Annotated in this window: 15 protein-coding genes, 1 tRNA gene and 2 pseudogenes; 11 read left to right on the forward strand and 7 right to left on the reverse strand. The window is 72.6% G+C overall.

Annotated elements, in window-relative coordinates; translation table 11 throughout:
* Nucleotides 1–37 precede the first annotated feature (37 nt).
* A pseudogene (locus O7623_RS22795) lies at nucleotides 38–949 on the forward strand (DMT family transporter); the annotation flags it as partial.
* 18 nt (nucleotides 950–967) lie between these two features.
* Here the strand turns inward: O7623_RS22795 and O7623_RS22800 are convergent.
* Nucleotides 968–2,062, reverse strand: coding sequence for a PHP domain-containing protein (locus O7623_RS22800; RefSeq protein ID WP_282225048.1), 1,095 nt, complete (start codon nucleotides 2,060–2,062; stop codon nucleotides 968–970).
* Between the two features lie 109 nt (nucleotides 2,063–2,171).
* Here O7623_RS22800 and mtnA point away from each other — a divergent pair, with 109 nt between their 5' ends.
* Nucleotides 2,172–3,161 carry an S-methyl-5-thioribose-1-phosphate isomerase gene (mtnA, locus tag O7623_RS22805; RefSeq protein ID WP_282225049.1) on the forward strand — a complete coding sequence of 330 codons (990 nt, stop codon included), beginning with the start codon at nucleotides 2,172–2,174 and terminating at the stop codon, nucleotides 3,159–3,161.
* Nucleotides 3,162–3,254: 93 nt separating this feature from the next.
* Here mtnA and O7623_RS22810 read toward each other — a convergent pair whose 3' ends face one another.
* Nucleotides 3,255–4,262 carry a prephenate dehydrogenase/arogenate dehydrogenase family protein gene (locus O7623_RS22810; protein ID WP_282225050.1) on the reverse strand — a complete coding sequence of 336 codons (1,008 nt, stop codon included), beginning with the start codon at nucleotides 4,260–4,262 and terminating at the stop codon, nucleotides 3,255–3,257.
* A 128-nt stretch (nucleotides 4,263–4,390) separates the two neighbouring features.
* On the opposite strand from O7623_RS22810, the gene O7623_RS22815 reads away from it, so the two are divergent.
* From O7623_RS22815 to O7623_RS22830, 4 genes are all read left to right on the forward strand, one after another.
* Nucleotides 4,391–4,753: a hypothetical protein gene (locus O7623_RS22815; protein ID WP_282225051.1), complete on the forward strand. Its 363-nt coding sequence runs from the start codon at nucleotides 4,391–4,393 to the stop codon at nucleotides 4,751–4,753.
* 58 nt (nucleotides 4,754–4,811) lie between these two features.
* A complete protein-coding gene (locus O7623_RS22820; RefSeq protein WP_282225052.1) occupies nucleotides 4,812–4,976 on the forward strand; it encodes a hypothetical protein in 165 nt (54 codons plus the stop codon).
* Nucleotides 4,977–5,145: 169 nt separating this feature from the next.
* Nucleotides 5,146–5,781: a tRNA adenosine deaminase-associated protein gene (locus tag O7623_RS22825; RefSeq protein ID WP_282225053.1), complete on the forward strand. Its 636-nt coding sequence runs from the start codon at nucleotides 5,146–5,148 to the stop codon at nucleotides 5,779–5,781.
* Complete coding sequence (locus O7623_RS22830) at nucleotides 5,778–6,275, forward strand: nucleoside deaminase (protein WP_282225054.1); 498 nt, start codon at nucleotides 5,778–5,780, stop codon at nucleotides 6,273–6,275. Before O7623_RS22825 ends, O7623_RS22830 begins: the two co-directional genes overlap by 4 nt.
* Nucleotides 6,276–6,362: 87 nt before the next feature.
* Here the strand turns inward: O7623_RS22830 and deoD are convergent, their stop codons facing one another.
* Nucleotides 6,363–7,070 carry a purine-nucleoside phosphorylase gene (gene deoD / locus O7623_RS22835; protein WP_282225055.1) on the reverse strand — a complete coding sequence of 236 codons (708 nt, stop codon included), beginning with the start codon at nucleotides 7,068–7,070 and terminating at the stop codon, nucleotides 6,363–6,365.
* 92 nt (nucleotides 7,071–7,162) lie between these two features.
* On the opposite strand from deoD, the gene O7623_RS22840 reads away from it, so the two are divergent.
* A tRNA-Ser gene (locus O7623_RS22840) sits at nucleotides 7,163–7,252 on the forward strand.
* Nucleotides 7,253–7,341: 89 nt separating this feature from the next.
* Here O7623_RS22840 and O7623_RS22845 read toward each other — a convergent pair.
* Nucleotides 7,342–8,256, reverse strand: a complete 915-nt coding sequence (locus tag O7623_RS22845; RefSeq protein ID WP_282225056.1) for a LysR family transcriptional regulator ArgP — start codon at nucleotides 8,254–8,256, stop codon at nucleotides 7,342–7,344.
* Nucleotides 8,257–8,340: 84 nt separating this feature from the next.
* Between O7623_RS22845 and O7623_RS22850 the strand changes: the two genes are divergently transcribed.
* Both O7623_RS22850 and O7623_RS22855 read left to right on the forward strand, forming a co-directional pair.
* Nucleotides 8,341–8,934, forward strand: a complete 594-nt coding sequence (locus tag O7623_RS22850; RefSeq protein ID WP_282225057.1) for a LysE/ArgO family amino acid transporter — start codon at nucleotides 8,341–8,343, stop codon at nucleotides 8,932–8,934.
* Nucleotides 8,935–9,057: 123 nt separating this feature from the next.
* Nucleotides 9,058–10,689: an LLM class flavin-dependent oxidoreductase gene (locus tag O7623_RS22855; protein WP_282225058.1), complete on the forward strand. Its 1,632-nt coding sequence runs from the start codon at nucleotides 9,058–9,060 to the stop codon at nucleotides 10,687–10,689.
* Here O7623_RS22855 and O7623_RS22860 read toward each other — a convergent pair.
* Complete coding sequence (locus O7623_RS22860) at nucleotides 10,676–11,422, reverse strand: maleylpyruvate isomerase family mycothiol-dependent enzyme (RefSeq protein WP_282225059.1); 747 nt, start codon at nucleotides 11,420–11,422, stop codon at nucleotides 10,676–10,678. The two genes, O7623_RS22855 and O7623_RS22860, sit on opposite strands and share 14 nt — an antisense overlap.
* A 643-nt stretch (nucleotides 11,423–12,065) precedes the next feature.
* Here O7623_RS22860 and O7623_RS22865 point away from each other — a divergent pair.
* Nucleotides 12,066–12,518, forward strand: coding sequence for a SigE family RNA polymerase sigma factor (locus O7623_RS22865; protein ID WP_282225060.1), 453 nt, complete (start codon nucleotides 12,066–12,068; stop codon nucleotides 12,516–12,518).
* 114 nt (nucleotides 12,519–12,632) lie between these two features.
* Entirely contained in the window at nucleotides 12,633–14,135 is a 1,503-nt protein-coding gene (locus tag O7623_RS22870) for a recombinase family protein (RefSeq protein ID WP_282225061.1), read from the forward strand.
* Between the two features lie 166 nt (nucleotides 14,136–14,301).
* Here O7623_RS22870 and O7623_RS22875 read toward each other — a convergent pair.
* A pseudogene (locus O7623_RS22875) lies at nucleotides 14,302–14,427 on the reverse strand (transposase); the annotation flags it as partial.
* A gap of 16 nt (nucleotides 14,428–14,443) precedes the next feature.
* Entirely contained in the window at nucleotides 14,444–15,328 is an 885-nt protein-coding gene (locus O7623_RS22880; protein WP_282225062.1) for a PaaX family transcriptional regulator C-terminal domain-containing protein, read from the reverse strand.
* Nucleotides 15,329–15,334: the final 6 nt, after the last annotated feature.

Here is a 15,334-nt window from a genome sequence, read left to right on the forward strand (position 1 = left end):
GTCGCCGGTGTCGTACCCGCAGGGCAGAGTGTCAGGGGTGCAGACCCCCATCGGCCCTGACCTGGGCGGAGCCGGCCCCCGGCCGGCCCGCTGGCTACCCGGGTTCGTCCTGCTCGCGGTCGTCTGGGGATCCAGCTTCCTGTTCATCAAGGTCGGCGTGGCCGAGCTGCATCCGCTGTACGTGACCCTGGGCCGGGTCGCCGCCGGCGCGGCGACGCTGCTGGTCGTGCTGGTGGTCACCGGTGACCGGTTGCCCCGCGACCTGCGGCTGTGGCTGCACCTGACGGTCGTCGCGGCGGTCGGCGTCGCACTGCCGTTCACCCTGTTCGGGTACGGCGAGCAGCGGATCCCGTCGTTGCTCGCCGGCATCTGGAACGCCACCACACCGCTGATCGTGCTGCCGTTCGCGGTGCTGGTGTTCCGTACCGAGCGGTTGACCGTCCGTCGGCTGGCCGGCACCGCGCTGGGTTTCGTCGGGGTCCTGGTGGTGCTCGGTGTCTGGCAGGGGGTGGGTGGTGCGCAGCTCACCGGGCAGCTGATGTGTCTCGGCGCGGCGGCCTGCTACGGCTTCGCCATCCCGTACCAGAAGCGGTTCGTCGCCGGTCGGCCCGAGACCGGTGTCGCGCTGACCGCCGCGCAGTTGCTGCTCGCCACCGTTCAGCTGATGGTCGTCGCCCCGTTGGTGGCCGGCGCCCCACCCGCGCCGACGCAGCTGTCCCCGCAGGTCGTCGGGAGCGTGCTGGTGCTCGGCGCGCTCGGCACCGGGGTGGCGTTCGTGATCAACATGCGCAACATCCGCCTGGTCGGGGCGAGTACGGCGGCCACCGTCACCTACCTGGTCCCGCTGGTCGCGGTGGCGGTGGGCGTGCTGGTCCTCGACGAGCGGCTGACCTGGCACCAGCCGGTCGGCGCGATGGTCGTCCTGGCCGGGGTGGCGCTGGCCCAGGGTGCCCGGCCGCGTCTGCTCTCAGGCGGCCGCCGGCTGATGTCCGGCGGTCCAGTCGAGCAGCCGGCGCACCGGCCAGGTGTTGACGACCCGGTCGGGCTCGACTCCGCAGAGCACCGCCCGGGCGCAGCCGAACCGTTGCCAGTCGAGCTGCCCGGGAGCGTGCGCGTCGGTGTTGACGGCGAACAGGCAACCGGTCTCCACCGCTAGCCGGATCAGCCGTTTCGGCGGGTCCTGCCGCTCCGGCCGGGAGTTGATCTCCACTGCCTTGCCGTGCTCGGCGCAGGCGGCGAAGACCGCCGCCGCGTCGAAGTCGCTCGGCGGCCGTGACCGGGCCCGGTGCCCCCGGTCGCCGGGTCCGGTCACCCCGGCCGGCCGGTCGGTGACCATCCGGCCGGTGCAGTGGCCGAGGATGTCCAGCCGGGGGTTGGCCACCGCCGCCAGCATCCGCCGGGTCATTCGCGCCCGGTCGTCGCGCAGGTTCGCGTGCACCGAGCCGACCACCACGTCCAGCTGGTCGAGCAGTTCGTCGGACTGGTCGAGGGAACCGTCCGGCAGGATGTCGACCTCGATCCCGGTGAGGATCCGGAATCCGGCCGGCAGCGCCGCGTTCACCGCCGCGACGTGGTCGAGTTGGCGGCGCAGCCGCGCGGCCGTCAGGCCCCGGGCGACGGTCAGCCGGGGGGAGTGGTCGGTCAGCGCCAGGTACTCGTGGCCGAGTTCGACCGCGGCCAACGCCATCTCCTCGATCGGCGAGCCCCCGTCGGACCAGTCCGAATGGGTGTGGCAGTCGCCGCGCAGCGCGGCCCGCAGCGCGCTCGCCGCCGCGTCCAGGTCGGTGCCCTCGGTGGCCAGCAGCCGCCGCAGGTAGACCGGCTCCTCACCGGCCAGCGACTCGGCGACGCAGCGGGCCGTGACCTCACCGACCCCGGCCAGCTCGGTCAGGGTGCCGGCGGCGGCCCGGTCGGCGACCTCGTCGGCGCCCAGGGCGGCGAGCGCACCGGCGGCGGAGCGGAACGCCCGTACCCGGTAGGTGGCCTCGTTGGCGCGTTCCAGCAGGAACGCGATGCGACGCAGGTCGGCGACCGGGTCCCGGGCAGTGCTCACACCGGCCACCCTAGGCGGTACGGACCGACCGTGCGCGGCGAACCCGGCGGGTGTCCGCCGGGCTACCCACGGTCGAATCTGCGGGTGCCCACAGCGCGGCGGCGATAGGGTCGACGGCATGCGGACCATCGACTGGGTCGGCGACGCCGTCGAGATCATCGACCAGACCGCGTTGCCGGACAACACCATCGTCCGGCGACTATCCACGGTGGATGAAGTGATCGAGGCGATCCGGTCGTTGGCGGTACGGGGCGCGCCGGCGATCGGTGTGGCCGGCGCGCTCGGTGTGGCGCTCGCCGCCCGGCTGCACGCCGACGCGTCGGAGGACCTCGCCGACGCCGTCGCCCGGCTTCGGTCGGCCCGGCCCACCGCGGTCAATCTGGCCCGGGGCGTCGACCGGGCGGCAGCCCGGATCCCCGACGGCCGCGACGCCGTGCTGGCCGAGGCGACCGCGCTGATGGCCGAGGAGGAGGCAGCCTCGGCCGCGATGGCCCGCGCCGGTGCCGACCTGCTCGGCGAGCTCTGCGGTGACCGACCCCGACTGCTGACCCACTGCAACACCGGGGCGCTGGCGACCGTGGTCGGTGGCACCGCCCTCGGGGTCGTCACCGAACTGCACCGACGGGGTGCGCTCGGCGCGGTCGTCGCCAGCGAGACCCGACCGTTGCTGCAGGGCGCCCGGCTGACCGCGTGGGAGCTGGGCCGGGCCGGGGTCGACTTCCGGGTGGCGGTCGACGGGGCCGGCCCGTTCCTGATGGCCCGGGGGCTGATCGACGCGGTGATCGTCGGCGCCGACCGGATCTGCGCCAACGGCGACACGATCAACAAGATCGGTACGTACGCGCACGCGCTCGGTGCCCGCCGGGCCGGACTGCCCTTCATCGTGGTCGCACCCGAGTCCACGGTGGATGTCGCGACCGCGACCGGGGCGGAGGTGGAGATCGAGGACCGGGGCTCGGCCGAGGTCGTCGGCTTCGCCACGGCCCGGACCACCCCGCCCGGCACCGAGGCGGTCAACCCCGCGTTCGACGTGACCCCGGCCGACCTGGTCACCGCCATCGTCACCGACCAGCGGGTGATCCGGCTGGATCGCGGCGAGCGGATCTGACCGCGCCGCACCCGCCCACCCGGACAGGCGCGTCGGTCCGCCTGCCCGACAGCGCTCAGAGGCAGGTCCGCGGCGGTCGGGGCGGTCGGCTCGTCAGTCCGCCGGCTCGGCCGGCGCCGGCCGGACCGCGGTCACCGTACGGCGGTCTGCGGCGACCGCGCTCACCCAACCGCCGGCGCGACCCAGCCGCAGCAGGGCGTCCGGCTGAGCCGGCAGCTCCAACGGACGCCCCGGGGTCGGCGGCCAGTCGGTGCGCGCCGCGTTGCCCGTAGACAGCCACGGCACCAGCGCCGGGATCGGCTCGGCGGCGTCCAACGCCGCCCGCGCCACCGACAACGCCGCCAGCACCTCGTCCAACGCCGACCGGACGGCCGCCGCGTTGCCACCGCACATCGCCGCGACCAGCTCGGGGCGGCTGGCGGCGACCCGGGTGCCGTCGCGGAAGGAACCCGCCGCCAGCGACCAGGCCAGCGGGTCGGTCACGGCGGTGGCGGCCAGCGCCGAGGCCAGCAGATGCGGTACGTGACTGATGGCGGCGACCGCCCGGTCGTGCTCACCTGCGGTGGCCGGCACGACCCGGGCGCCGAGCCCGGTGACCGCCGCCGCGACGGTCAACCAGTCGTCGATCGCGGTGACCTGAGGTTCCAGGCAGAGCACCCAGGAGCAGCCGGCGAACAGCTCCGGGTCGGCGGCGGTGAATCCGGAGGTCTCCCGGCCGGCCATCGGGTGACCGCCGACGAAACCGGCCGTCCGGTCGTGCAGCCGGTGCAGGTGCCGGTCGACGAGCTGGCGTACCGGCTCCTTGACCGACGTCACGTCGGTGACCAGCCCGGTGTAGCCGACCGCCGCGACCTGGTCGAGCACCTGGCCCAGCGCGGGCAACGGCACCGCCAGCAGCACCAGGTCGGCGTCGGTGACCGCGTCCCGCACCGTGGGTGACACCTGCCATCGGGCCCCGGTCGCGGCCCGGGCCGCCGCGGTCCGGGCGGTCGCGCGGGTGGCCGGGTCGGCGTCGTAGCCGAACACCCGATGGCCGGCCGCAGCGAACGCGCGCAGCGCGGAGCCGCCGATGAGCCCCAACCCGATCACCGCCAGACGCACGCGGTGACTCTGCCACATCGCCGTCGGGGTCGGCCGGGCAGCCGTCGTCGGTACGCTTGTCGACAGGGCAGCCGGCGCTCGGCAGGACGCCGGGTCCTCAGCGGCGGGCGGACGAAGGAGCGAGGCGGATGCGGGACCACCCGATCAACTGGCCGTCGCCGCACTGGCCGCCGCCTCTTCCGCCGGCGCCGCCACCACGGCCGACGTACCGGGAGCCGCATCCGGTGCGGCCGGGCGCCATCGCCGCCGGCGCCCTCGCCACCGCCCTCTGGCTGCTGCTGACCGGGCTGCTCGGCACGGATCTGCGCAGCTACGCCCTGACGACGCTGGCCGGCGGGGCGGTCGCCTGGGGTGTCGCGGTCCTGCTGGCATGGATCGGTGACCGGGGCGTCGCCACCGGTGTCGCCCTGGCGACGTCGGCGGGCTGGAGCATCGCAACTGTGGCGATCGCCACTCACTGGGCCGCCACCGGCAGTTGGCCGCTGTGGTGATCCGGGCGGCCGAATTGCGGGCTTGACGAATGCCGTACCGGTCGGCACGCTCGGCGGCATGGCCAACACTGGGCATCGGCTCGACCCGCAGCGGCACCGCCGTCGTTTGCAGATCCTCGCCGAACTCGCCGGCGCGAAGATCGCCCGCGACCGGGAGCGCCCCCGCCGGGTGCGGGATCAGCAGCTGCGCGAGCTGATCGTCGCACGCCGACTGGTCAACTGACTTCCGCGACCGCTGTCGCACACCCGTCCCTGCACGTCAGGGGTGTTCGGGGCGTTGTGGGTTCAACGACCGACCTGACCCGATACCGTCATCCTGACGACTGATTCGGCGGTTACCTGACGGCGGCGAGCGACGCCGGAAGGTCACCGCAGGGACCATTGGGGGGACCGTGCCCTACTTCGCTGCCGCTGCCGTACGCGGCCCGGCCGGTTGGTCAGGTGCCGAACTGGACCTCGGCGGGGTCGCCGACATCGACGAAGTGGTCGACCGGCTCCGCGAGGTCGACCCGGACGCCGAGGTGTCACTGCTGTTCGTCGAATCGGACGACAGCTACCTCGTGATCCTGCGTCTCGACGAGGGCGAGGACCTACGGATCTTCAGCTCGGACGCCGCGTTCGCCGACGAGTCCCGGCTCGGGGCCCTGCTGATCGGCGACATCCGGACACCTGCCGTCGAGGTCGATCTGGAACCGGTCGTGGTCGGTGCCGCCGCCAGCGGGGGCACGGTCGCCGGTGGCGCGGCCCCGTCGCCCGGTGGCGGTGCCGGCGGGTACGCCGGTGACCCGCTGACCGACTTCGACGACGACGTGGATGCCCTGGCCGACGAGGAGGACGACGAGGAGCCGGTCGCCGACCCGGACGCGGAGCCGGTCGGTGACGCCGACCTGCTCGCCGACCTCGGGGTGTCCGCGCGCCGGCTGTTGGCGCTCTGCTCCCGGGACGGAATGCTGCCGGCCGACGTGACCGCCGAGGTCTGCCAGACCCTCGGCTGTGGCGACGAGATCGAGGAACTGCGCGAGGCGTGACCGGCCCGGGGAGCACCGTGCCGGCCGCGCGACGCCACCGCGACCCGCAGCACGAGCGGTGGATGCGGCGGGCGCTGGCGGTCGCCGCTGCCGAACCGCCGCCGGTCGGGGCGGCCGATGTGCCCGTCGGGGCGGTCGTCTACGACGCCGACGGCACCGAGCTGGCGACCGGCCGCAACGAACGTGAACTGACCGGCGACCCGACCGCCCACGCCGAGATCCTCGCGCTGCGGCGGGCCGCCGCCCGACGCGGCGAATGGCGGCTCGACGGCTGCACCCTGGTGGTCACCCTGGAGCCGTGCACGATGTGCGCCGGGGCGCTGGTGCTGGCCCGGGTCGCCACCGTGGTCTTCGGCGCGTGGGAGCCGAAGACCGGGGCGCTCGGCTCCCTGTGGGACGTGGTCCGGGACCGGCGGGTCAACCACCGGCCGGCGGTGTACGGCGGGATCCTCGCCGACGAGTGCGCCGCCGCGCTGCGGACGTTCTTCCGCTGACGTACGGGTGCCCGCGAGCGGGCGGCGGCGTACCTCAGAGGCGTACCTCAGGCGGCGGCGTACCTGGGTCGGCGACGGCGGCGACGCTCAGGCGACGACGGTGTCGAGTGCGATCCGTACCATTTCGCTGAAGGTCTGCTCGCGGTCCTCGGCGCTGGTCTTGTCGCCGGTCCGGATGTGGTCGCTGACCGTGAGAATGGTCAGCGCGCGGGCCCGGAACCGGGCGGCGATGGTGTACAGCGCGGCCGACTCCATCTCGACCGCCAGGACCCCGTAGTCGGCGAGGGTGTCGTACAGGTCCGGCCGGTCGGTGTAGAAGGCGTCGGCGGCGAGCACCGGACCGACCCGCATCGCGACGCCGTGCCGGGCCGCCACGTCGACCGCCGTACGCAGCAACCCGAAGTCGGCCACCGGGGCGTAGTCGACCAGGCCGGCGAACCGCACCCGGTTCATGTTCGAGTCGGTGGCCGAGCCGTTCGCCGCGATCACGTCCCGTAGCTGCAGGTCGTCGGTGAGCGCGCCGCAGGAGCCGACCCGGATCAGGGTCTTCACCCCGTAGTCGTTGATCAACTCGTGGGCGTAGATCGACGCCGACGGCATGCCCATGCCGGACCCCTGGACGGAGACCGGCGTGCCGGCGTAGGTGCCGGTGAAGCCGAACATGCCCCGTACGGTCGAGTAGCAGGTGGCGTCCGTGAGGAAGTTCTCGGCGATCCACTTGGCGCGTAGCGGGTCACCCGGCATGAGGACCCGCTCGGCGATGTCGCCGGGGCTGGCTCCGATGTGCGTGCTCATGTCCATGATCCTGCCAGGTGGGGTCGGGACCGCTCCGGTGCGGGCGGATACCGCCGCGACGTCGCCACCGCTCGTCGGGTACCCTTCTCGGCGGTGGTGTGTCCGAGTGGCCTAAGGAGCACGCCTCGAAAGCGTGTGAGGGTTCACGCCCTCCGCGGGTTCAAATCCCGCCGCCACCGCCACTTGAGCAGGGCGGACACCCTGCTTACCGAACGCCCGGCAGGTCCGTCACGGACCGCCGGGCGTTCGATTTCGTAGCCGTAGCGGCTGGTCAGTGGAGTGCGGTGCCGGCGGCGGCCCGGACCGCCTCCGTCAGCGCCGACAGCACTGTCGACTCCAGACGCCAGTACTGCCAGTACAACGGCACGTCGATGTGGTGGCCGGCGGCGACCTCGACGAGTCGACCGGCGGCGACGTCGGCCCGGGCGATGTCCTCGGGTACGAGGCCCCAGCCGAGGCCGAGCCGGATCGCCTCGGTGAAACTGGCCGACGCCGGCACGGCGTGCGTCGGCGGGTCGAAGGGCGCGGTCTGGTCGACGTCGTGGCCGGTAGCGTCGCGGCCGGTGACGGCGCGGACGAAGCGGTGCTGCAGGGTGTCCTTGCGGTTGAACCGGAGCATCGGGGCGGTCGCGAACGCGGTGGCGAGGTCGCCGTCGGCGAACCACACCGGGTACCGGTCGGGCGCGGCGACGGCGAGGTAGCGCATCGCGCCGAGCCGGTGCACCCGGCAGCCCTGCACGGCGACTCGTTCGGTGGTGACTGCGGCCATCACCGTCCCGGCGCGCAGCAGCTGCGCGGTGTGCCCCTCGTCGTCGGTGTGCACCTCGAAGATCACGTCGGGCAGGGCGGTGAGGACCGGCAGGAACCATCCGGCGAGGGAATCGGCGTTGACGACGACGGCCACCCGGGTGCGGGACGGGCCGTCGAGTACGCCGCGTGCGGCGCGCAGTGCCTCGTGCTCGAGGAGCGCGATCTGACCGCCGAGGCGGACCAGGGGCAGCCCGGCGGCGGTCGGCACGCACGGTCGGGTCCGCTGGACGAGGACCTGTCCGACGACCTGCTCCAGCGCCTTGATGCGCTGGCTGACCGCCGACGGTGTGACGTGCAGGACCTGGGCGGCCGTGTCGAAGCTGCCGTGCGCCACGACTGCCTGGAAGGTCGCGAGCTGGACCGGGTCGAGCGGCATGAGCAGCCCCAACGTAAGCAGAATTCACCGTACGCAAGAAACTTTAGCTGGAGTGCAGGAGCTCGTCGCCCTAGCGTTCGCCACATGGGTTCCGTGTTCGCCGGGTTCGGCCTCTCCCTCGCGTTGATCGTCGCCATCGGGGCGCAGAACGCGTTCGTGCTGCGCCAAGGGCTGCGCCGCGAACACGTACTGCCGGTCGTGTTGACCTGCGCGGCGACCGACGCGGTGCTGATGGCCGCCGGCATCGCCGGCCTCGGCGCGGTGCTGACCGCGGCCCCCGCGATCCTGACGGCCGTACGCTGGGGCGGCGCGGCGTTCCTGTTCGGCTACGCGGCGCTCGCCGCCCGGCGCGCCCTGCGGCCCGGCGACCTCACCCCACTGGACCGGCCGCCGGCGACGCTGCGCGCCACGCTGCTGACCTGCCTGGCGTTCACGCTGCTCAACCCGCACGTCTACCTGGACACGGTGGTGCTGGTCGGCGCGGTCGCCCAGCAGTATCCGAGCCGGTGGGCGTTCGGCACCGGGGCGGCGGCGGCGAGCCTGCTGTGGTTCGTCGGGCTGGGTCTCGGTGCCCGCTGGTTGGCCCCGCTGCTCGCCCGCTCGGTCGCGTGGCGGGTGCTGGACGCGTCGATCGCCGTGGTGATGGTGGTCCTCGCGGTGTCGCTGCTCCTCGGCTGACGCCGACTGGTGATCAGTCTGCTGGTGATCGGCCGACGGGTGATCTTGGCCACTGTCGGGCAGGTCCCGGCCGCGTGGACCGTTCCGCAGGACGATCCTGTCGCGGATCGAGGGGGCGAGAAAATGACCGACTACGGGCACGATCTGCTGTTCGGTACGTTCGTCACACCGGTCGCCGCACAGGCCGACCAGGTGGTGGCGCTGGCCCAGCTCACCGAGGAGGTCGGCCTCGACCTGGTGACCGTGCAGGACCATCCGTACCAGGCCCGGTTCCTGGACACCTGGACGCTGCTGTCGGTGATCGCCGCCCGCACCACCCGGGTCCGGGTCGCGCCGAACGTGGCGAATCTGCCGTTGCGGCAACCCGCCGTACTGGCCCGCAGCGCGGCCACCCTGGACCTGCTGACCGGCGGCCGGGTCGAGCTGGGCCTGGGCGCGGGCGCGTTCTGGGACGCCATCGCCGCGATGGGCGGCGGCCGGCTCACCCCCGGGCAGAGCGTCCAGGCGCTGGAGGAGGCCATCGCGATCATCCGGGGGATCTGGGCGGTCGACGGCGGATCGGTGAAGGTCGACGGCACCCACCACCGGGTCCGGGGCGTCCATCCCGGGCCGGCACCCGCCCACGACATCGGCATCTGGCTGGGCGCGTACAAGAAGCGGATGCTGACCGTCACCGGCCGGCTCGCCGACGGCTGGCTGCCGAGCAGCCCGTACGCGCCGCCGGAGCAACTGCCGGCGATGAACGCGGTGATCGACGACGCGGCCCACGACGCCGGCCGCGACCCGGCCGCTGTCCGCCGGCTCTACAACATCGCCGGATCCTTCGGCCGGGGCAGTGACTTCCTCACCGGGTCGCCGGCGGACTGGGCCGAGCAGTTGGCCGAGCTGACCCTGCGGGACGGCGTCAGCGGATACATCCTGACCAGCGACGACCCGGACATGATCCGGCGGTTCGCCGCCGAGGTGGCCCCGGCGGTGCGCGACCTGGTCGCCGCCGGCCGGTCCGCCGCCGCTGCCCCGGCGGCGAGCAGTCCGGCCCCGGCCGCCGCGGACGATTCAGCGGTCGCGGTGGTTCCGCCCGCTGCGAGCAGCCCGACTCCGGCCGTGGGCAGCCCTGCCCCGGCCGTGAGCAGCTCGGCCGCGTCGGCGGCTGCGGCCGCCGCCGGGATCACCCCGACCCCGGACGACGGGGTACGGCTCAGCGACGAGCGCCTCTGGGACGAGTCGACCCGGCCGACCGCGCCCGCGCCCGACCCGACCCTGCGGTACAGCCCCGCCCAGCGGGCCGCCGGCCAGCACCTGATCGACGTACACGATCATCTGCGCAGCGAGTTGCGGACGGTGCGGGACCTGATCAGCCAGGTCGCCGCTGGCGCCATCAGCGCCGGCGGCGCCCGCGCCCACATCAACACGATGACGATGCGGCAGAACAACTGGACGCTCGGCGCCTACTGCGAGTCGTACTGCCGGGTGGTCACCACCCACCACACCATCGAGGACATCAGCATGCTGCCGCAGCTGCGCCGCGCCGACCCCGCCCTGGCGCCGGTGGTCGACCGGCTCACCGAGGAGCACCACGTGATCCACGACGTGCTGGAGCGGGTCGACCGGGCGTTGGTCGCCCTGGTCAGCGAACCGGACCGGATCGGCGAGGTGCAGGCCGCCGTCGACCTGCTGACCGACACCCTGCTGTCGCACCTGTCGTACGAGGAACGCGAACTGGTCGAGCCGTTGGCGCGGTTCAGCCAGGGGTGAGCGGCGGCGCGACCGCCGCCCGGGTCCGCCGGTCCGCCGGCGGCGGATCGATCAGGACCTGGCCGGCCATCGCCAGCCGGCGGACCGGATGGAACTTGGGCCGGTCACCGAGGACCCGGGCACGCAGGACCGGTACGCCGTCGCCGTCGAGCTCGTCCCAGCCGGCGTCGCGGCCACTCATGGTCAGCAGCAGCGCCTCCGCCGGGCCGTGTACCGGGGCCCCCTGCCCGATCCGCCACCCGGCGTCGGTGGCGACCAGCTCCAGCCCGCGCAGCTGCGGCCCACGCGAGTAACCCAGGGCCGGATGGTGTGCCAGATGGTGGAAGGCCACCCAGCGGGACTCCTCGGGCGCGTCCCGGGGGATGCCCAACGGCCGGCGGATGTCCAGGTCGTGCAGTACGGCGTCGGTGAGCACCGGGTCGAAGCCGGAACGGGGAATCGTGGTGCGTGCCCCGGCCCGCCGGTGCAACGTCTCGACGAGTTCGCCGATCGGTCGCCGGGCGGCCCAGCGGGTGAGCGTCACGTTGATCCGGTCGATGTCGGCGGCGGTGGCGACGATCCCCAGGTAGAGCTTGAGCTGACCAAATCTGAGGTAGGTGGTCAGGTGCGCGGCGATGTCGTGGATGGTCCATCCGGCGCACAGACTCGGCGTACGGAGCTGGTCGGGGGTGAGCCGGCCGAGGGTCCCGGCGAGCGCCTGCCGTTCGCGCACCACCATGTCGTACACGCGCACGCCGCCACGCTACGGCCGTCGCGCCGCAGTCGACGTCTTCGAGGTTGCGGTTCCCGCGCGACGACGATTCCGGCGCGGCGTGCAACCTCCCGCCGCGCAGCCGTGTGGGAAGGGGTGGAAAGGGGCCGGCAGCCGCCGGTCCGACCGCCAAGGAGGCCGTTTTGTCGAAGAAGCCTGTCGTGTTCGCGTTGCTAGGGGTCGCTGCCGCCCTGGTCTACGCGGTGCCGGCGATCGCCGCGATGTCCTCCGAGTCATCCGAGCCGCAGCCACGGCCGACTGTCACGGCCGCACCGGCTCCTGCGGTGTCTGCCCCGCCGGCTGAGAGTCCGGTCCCGGCGGTGCCGGCTCCGCCGGCGGAGGATGAGCCGGCGCGGGACGTACCGATCGCGCCGACGGCCGCGCCGGCGGAGGACGTGTCACCTCAGCCGGCGATTCCGGCCACGCCGCCGCCGGCCGAGGACGTACCGATTGCGCCGACCGCCTCTCCAGTCCCGGCGGTGGAGGTGTCACCACCGCCGGTTGCGGAGCCGGTCCCAGCGGCACCGACGGCAGTTCCCGCCAAGTAGCCGGTCAGGTCCGAGTCGGGGGACCATCGCACCGGGTCCGTCGCAGGTCCCCCTGTTCCTGAGGAGAAGTGCTGCCGTTGACGAACGGTTCGCATGAATTGGACGCCGGGTTCAGCGAGTACGTCGCCACCCACGCAGAGCAGGTGCGCTTCACCGCGTACCTGCTCTGCGGCGACTGGCACGAGGCGGAGGACCTGGCGCAGGCGGCGTTCGTCCGCCTGTACCTGGCGTGGGAGCGGGTCGACCGGACCGAGCCCATCAACGCCTACGTACGGAAGATCGTCACCCGTACCTATCTGAACGAGCGGCGCAGGCTGTGGCGCAAGCTGGAACGGCTGACCAGCGCACCTCCCGAACCGCTGGCTGAGTCGCCGCCCGCTCCGGAGCAACGGATGCTGATCATGTGGGCGCTCGCCAAGGTGCCGAAGCGGCAGCGGGCCGCGCTGGTGCTGCGGTACTGGGAGGACCTGAGCCTGGTCGAGACCGCCGAAGCCCTCGGCTGCTCGGTCGGCACTCCCAAGGGTCGTTAGCTGCTAAGGTCGATGTTAGCAGCTAGGGGCATCGATTGAACAGGGGACGATCCGATGGTACGGCGGGGATCGCGGGCTGGGAACCGGGCTCGGTTCGACAGCAAGGACGCGTTGTTGGCTGGCGGCGCGGAGGTGCGGGCGTTGCGGTACCAGCGGGCCAGTCAGGACAAGAAGGAACAGGGCAAGAGCGTCGGCGACCAGGGCAAGATCAACCTTGCCGAGATTACGAAGCGGTCGTGGACCGACGCCGGGTCGTTCACCGACAACCACCGGTCGGCGAGCCGGCACGCCACGAGGGAGCGCGAGCAGTTCGAGTTGTTGATCGAGCGGATCCGCTCGGGCAAGGGCGACGTGCTGGTGATCTGGGAGATCTCCCGGCGGGAACGTGACCTCGCGGTGTACGTGAAGATCCGGGACATGTGCACCGAGGTCGGCCTGAACTTCTGGCTGGTCGGCGGGGTGCTGTTCGATCTGCGGGACAAGAACGACCGGATGATGCTCGGCTTCCAGGCCGTCCAGGCGGAGTGGTTGGCCGACTCGATCCGCGACAACGTGTTGCGCGGCGTCGTCGGCGCGGCGGAGGCGGGCCGTCCACACGGGAAGGTGACCTACGGCTATCGGCGGATCTACGACCAGCGGACGAAGGCATTGGTGCGGCAGGAGCCGGACACCGAGATCCGCACGGCGGTGGCGGTGGACGGGACGGTGACCGAGTACAGCCACGCCGGGGTGGTGCGGGACAACTTCACGAAGGTGGCTGCCGGGGTTCCGCTGATCACGATCGAGGACGAGTTGAACGCCAAGGGCATCCCGTCGCCGCAGGGGTCGACGTGGCGGCGGGGGATTATCCGCAAGCACGTGATGAACCCGGCCTACATCGGTAAGCGGGTGTTCCGGGGCGAGGTGATTGGGGACGGCATCTGGCCCGCGCTGGTGGACGAGGACCTCTACTGGGCGTGCGTCCGCCTGCTGGAGGACCCGTCCCGGACGACCACCCGTGCCGGACGGGCCGTCCACCTGCTGTCCTACATCGTCCGCTGCGGGGTGTGCGGTAGTCCGGTCTCGTCCCACCAGGTCAGCCGCCACGGTTGGGAGGGGCGGGTGTACTCCTGCCTGCGGAGGCGGTGCGCCGCTGTGAAAGCGGAGCTCCTGGACGAGTACGTCCAACGGGTCGTCGTGGCCTGGCTGTCATTGCCGGAGACCGGAGAGATGCTGTCGGCCCTGTCCGGCGGGGACGAGCAGGCCGCGCACGCCCGCGCCGAGGCCGCCCGGCTGCGCGCGGAGTTGGAGGACTGGCGCAAGCTGGGTGAGGAAGGCGAGGTGTCCGCAATCGCCTATGCCCGCGCCGAGAAAGGCCTGACGGCGCAGATCGCCGAGCACGAGGCACGGGCGCAGGAAGCCGGTATCCCGCCGGTGCTGCGCGGGATGATCGGGGAACACGCGGCGCGGAAGTGGGCCGAGCTGGGTGACGAGGTGGCGGTGAAGCGGGAGATCATCCGCATCGTGGCCGACATCAAACTGTTGCGGGCCGGCAAGGGCACCCGTCAGCCGTTCGGCGCCCACCGCCTCGAATGGACGTGGCGGTTCGGCCCGGAGGTCGAGGAGAACGCGGCGTAGGCCGCTGGCGCGGGTGCCCAACCCGCCGCGTCGTGCCAAAAATGGGCCGGAACGGCTTGCGACGGATGGTGCTGGGTTCTCGTCGGTGGCTACGTTGCGTTTTGTTCGGCATCAAGGATTTGATCGAAGTCCTTCCATTCGGTGCCGATCTCAATGCCGCGCTCGCGATCATCCGGGACGCCAGCTGCGGTTTCGTCGCGAATCGCACCTGCTGGGGAACACCGACCTCGGCACGGCGTCTGGGATCGCCGCACCAGGACTTCGGTAGGTAGTGGTAGAGGGCCGTGTCGAGCTCGACGTCACTCGCGCTACGACGCCTCCTGGCTGATCCGTTCCCATTCGCGGATGGCCGCAGGTTCCCATCTGGTGTGCTGATCGTGGAACAACCGCACGGCAGGTTCACCGATCCACGGGTCGGGCAGGAGTTCTGCCGGTAGCACCGGGTCGATCAGCGGTAGTCGGCGCCAGGCGTGCACCAGGCGGGTGAAGCGCACGATCGGGTCATCCGATGGCGGGCTGGTGAACTCGTCGATGAACTCCTGGTAGGCCCGTTCGAGCTCGTCGAGGTCCCACGCCTGACGGACCAGGCTTGGCAGGTCACCGCCGCCGAGGTGCTCGGAGAGGAACAGCTGCGCCCGCTCGTACGCTCCCACCTCGCGCAGCAGGAACTCGACCTCCTTGACCCGCCCGGTATGGGTGCTGACCCAGGCGCCGGGTGCGGGCCGGCCGAAACCGAGCCAGCCGAGCCGGGTGTGCAGCAGGTGCCGCACCGCGCGGTCCCTCTCAGGGAGGCGGGCCAGTAGGAGCAGCCACCGGCGGTCCCAGCCAGGCTGGGCTCCGGTGAACCCGAGGATCCGGCCGGCACCGATGTCGAGGAAGTGCTCGAAGGCGGGGCTGAGACGCCACCAGGTGTACCGGCCGTCGCGGCGCGAGATCAGCCAACCATCGGCCGATGCGCGGACCAGGGCCTGCCGGCAGGCTGGCTCCGCGACCCCGAGGCGACCGAATGCGTCGATGAAGGCTGACGTCGGCGCGGGTCGTCGGGTCGGACGCAGGTAGTCGCCCAGCACGGTGATCAGTAGACCGCGGACCCCGCCGGTGCCGGCGGCGTACCGGCGGGAGAGCACGAACCGTTCCCGGGACGCACTGCCGTACGGGCTCGACGCCGCGCTGCCCCCGCCAGGCTCAGCCATGCTCGG

The sequence above is a fragment of the Solwaraspora sp. WMMD791 genome, from assembly GCF_029581195.1.
In the GTDB taxonomy this organism is placed as follows: Bacteria; Actinomycetota; Actinomycetes; order Mycobacteriales; family Micromonosporaceae; genus Micromonospora_E.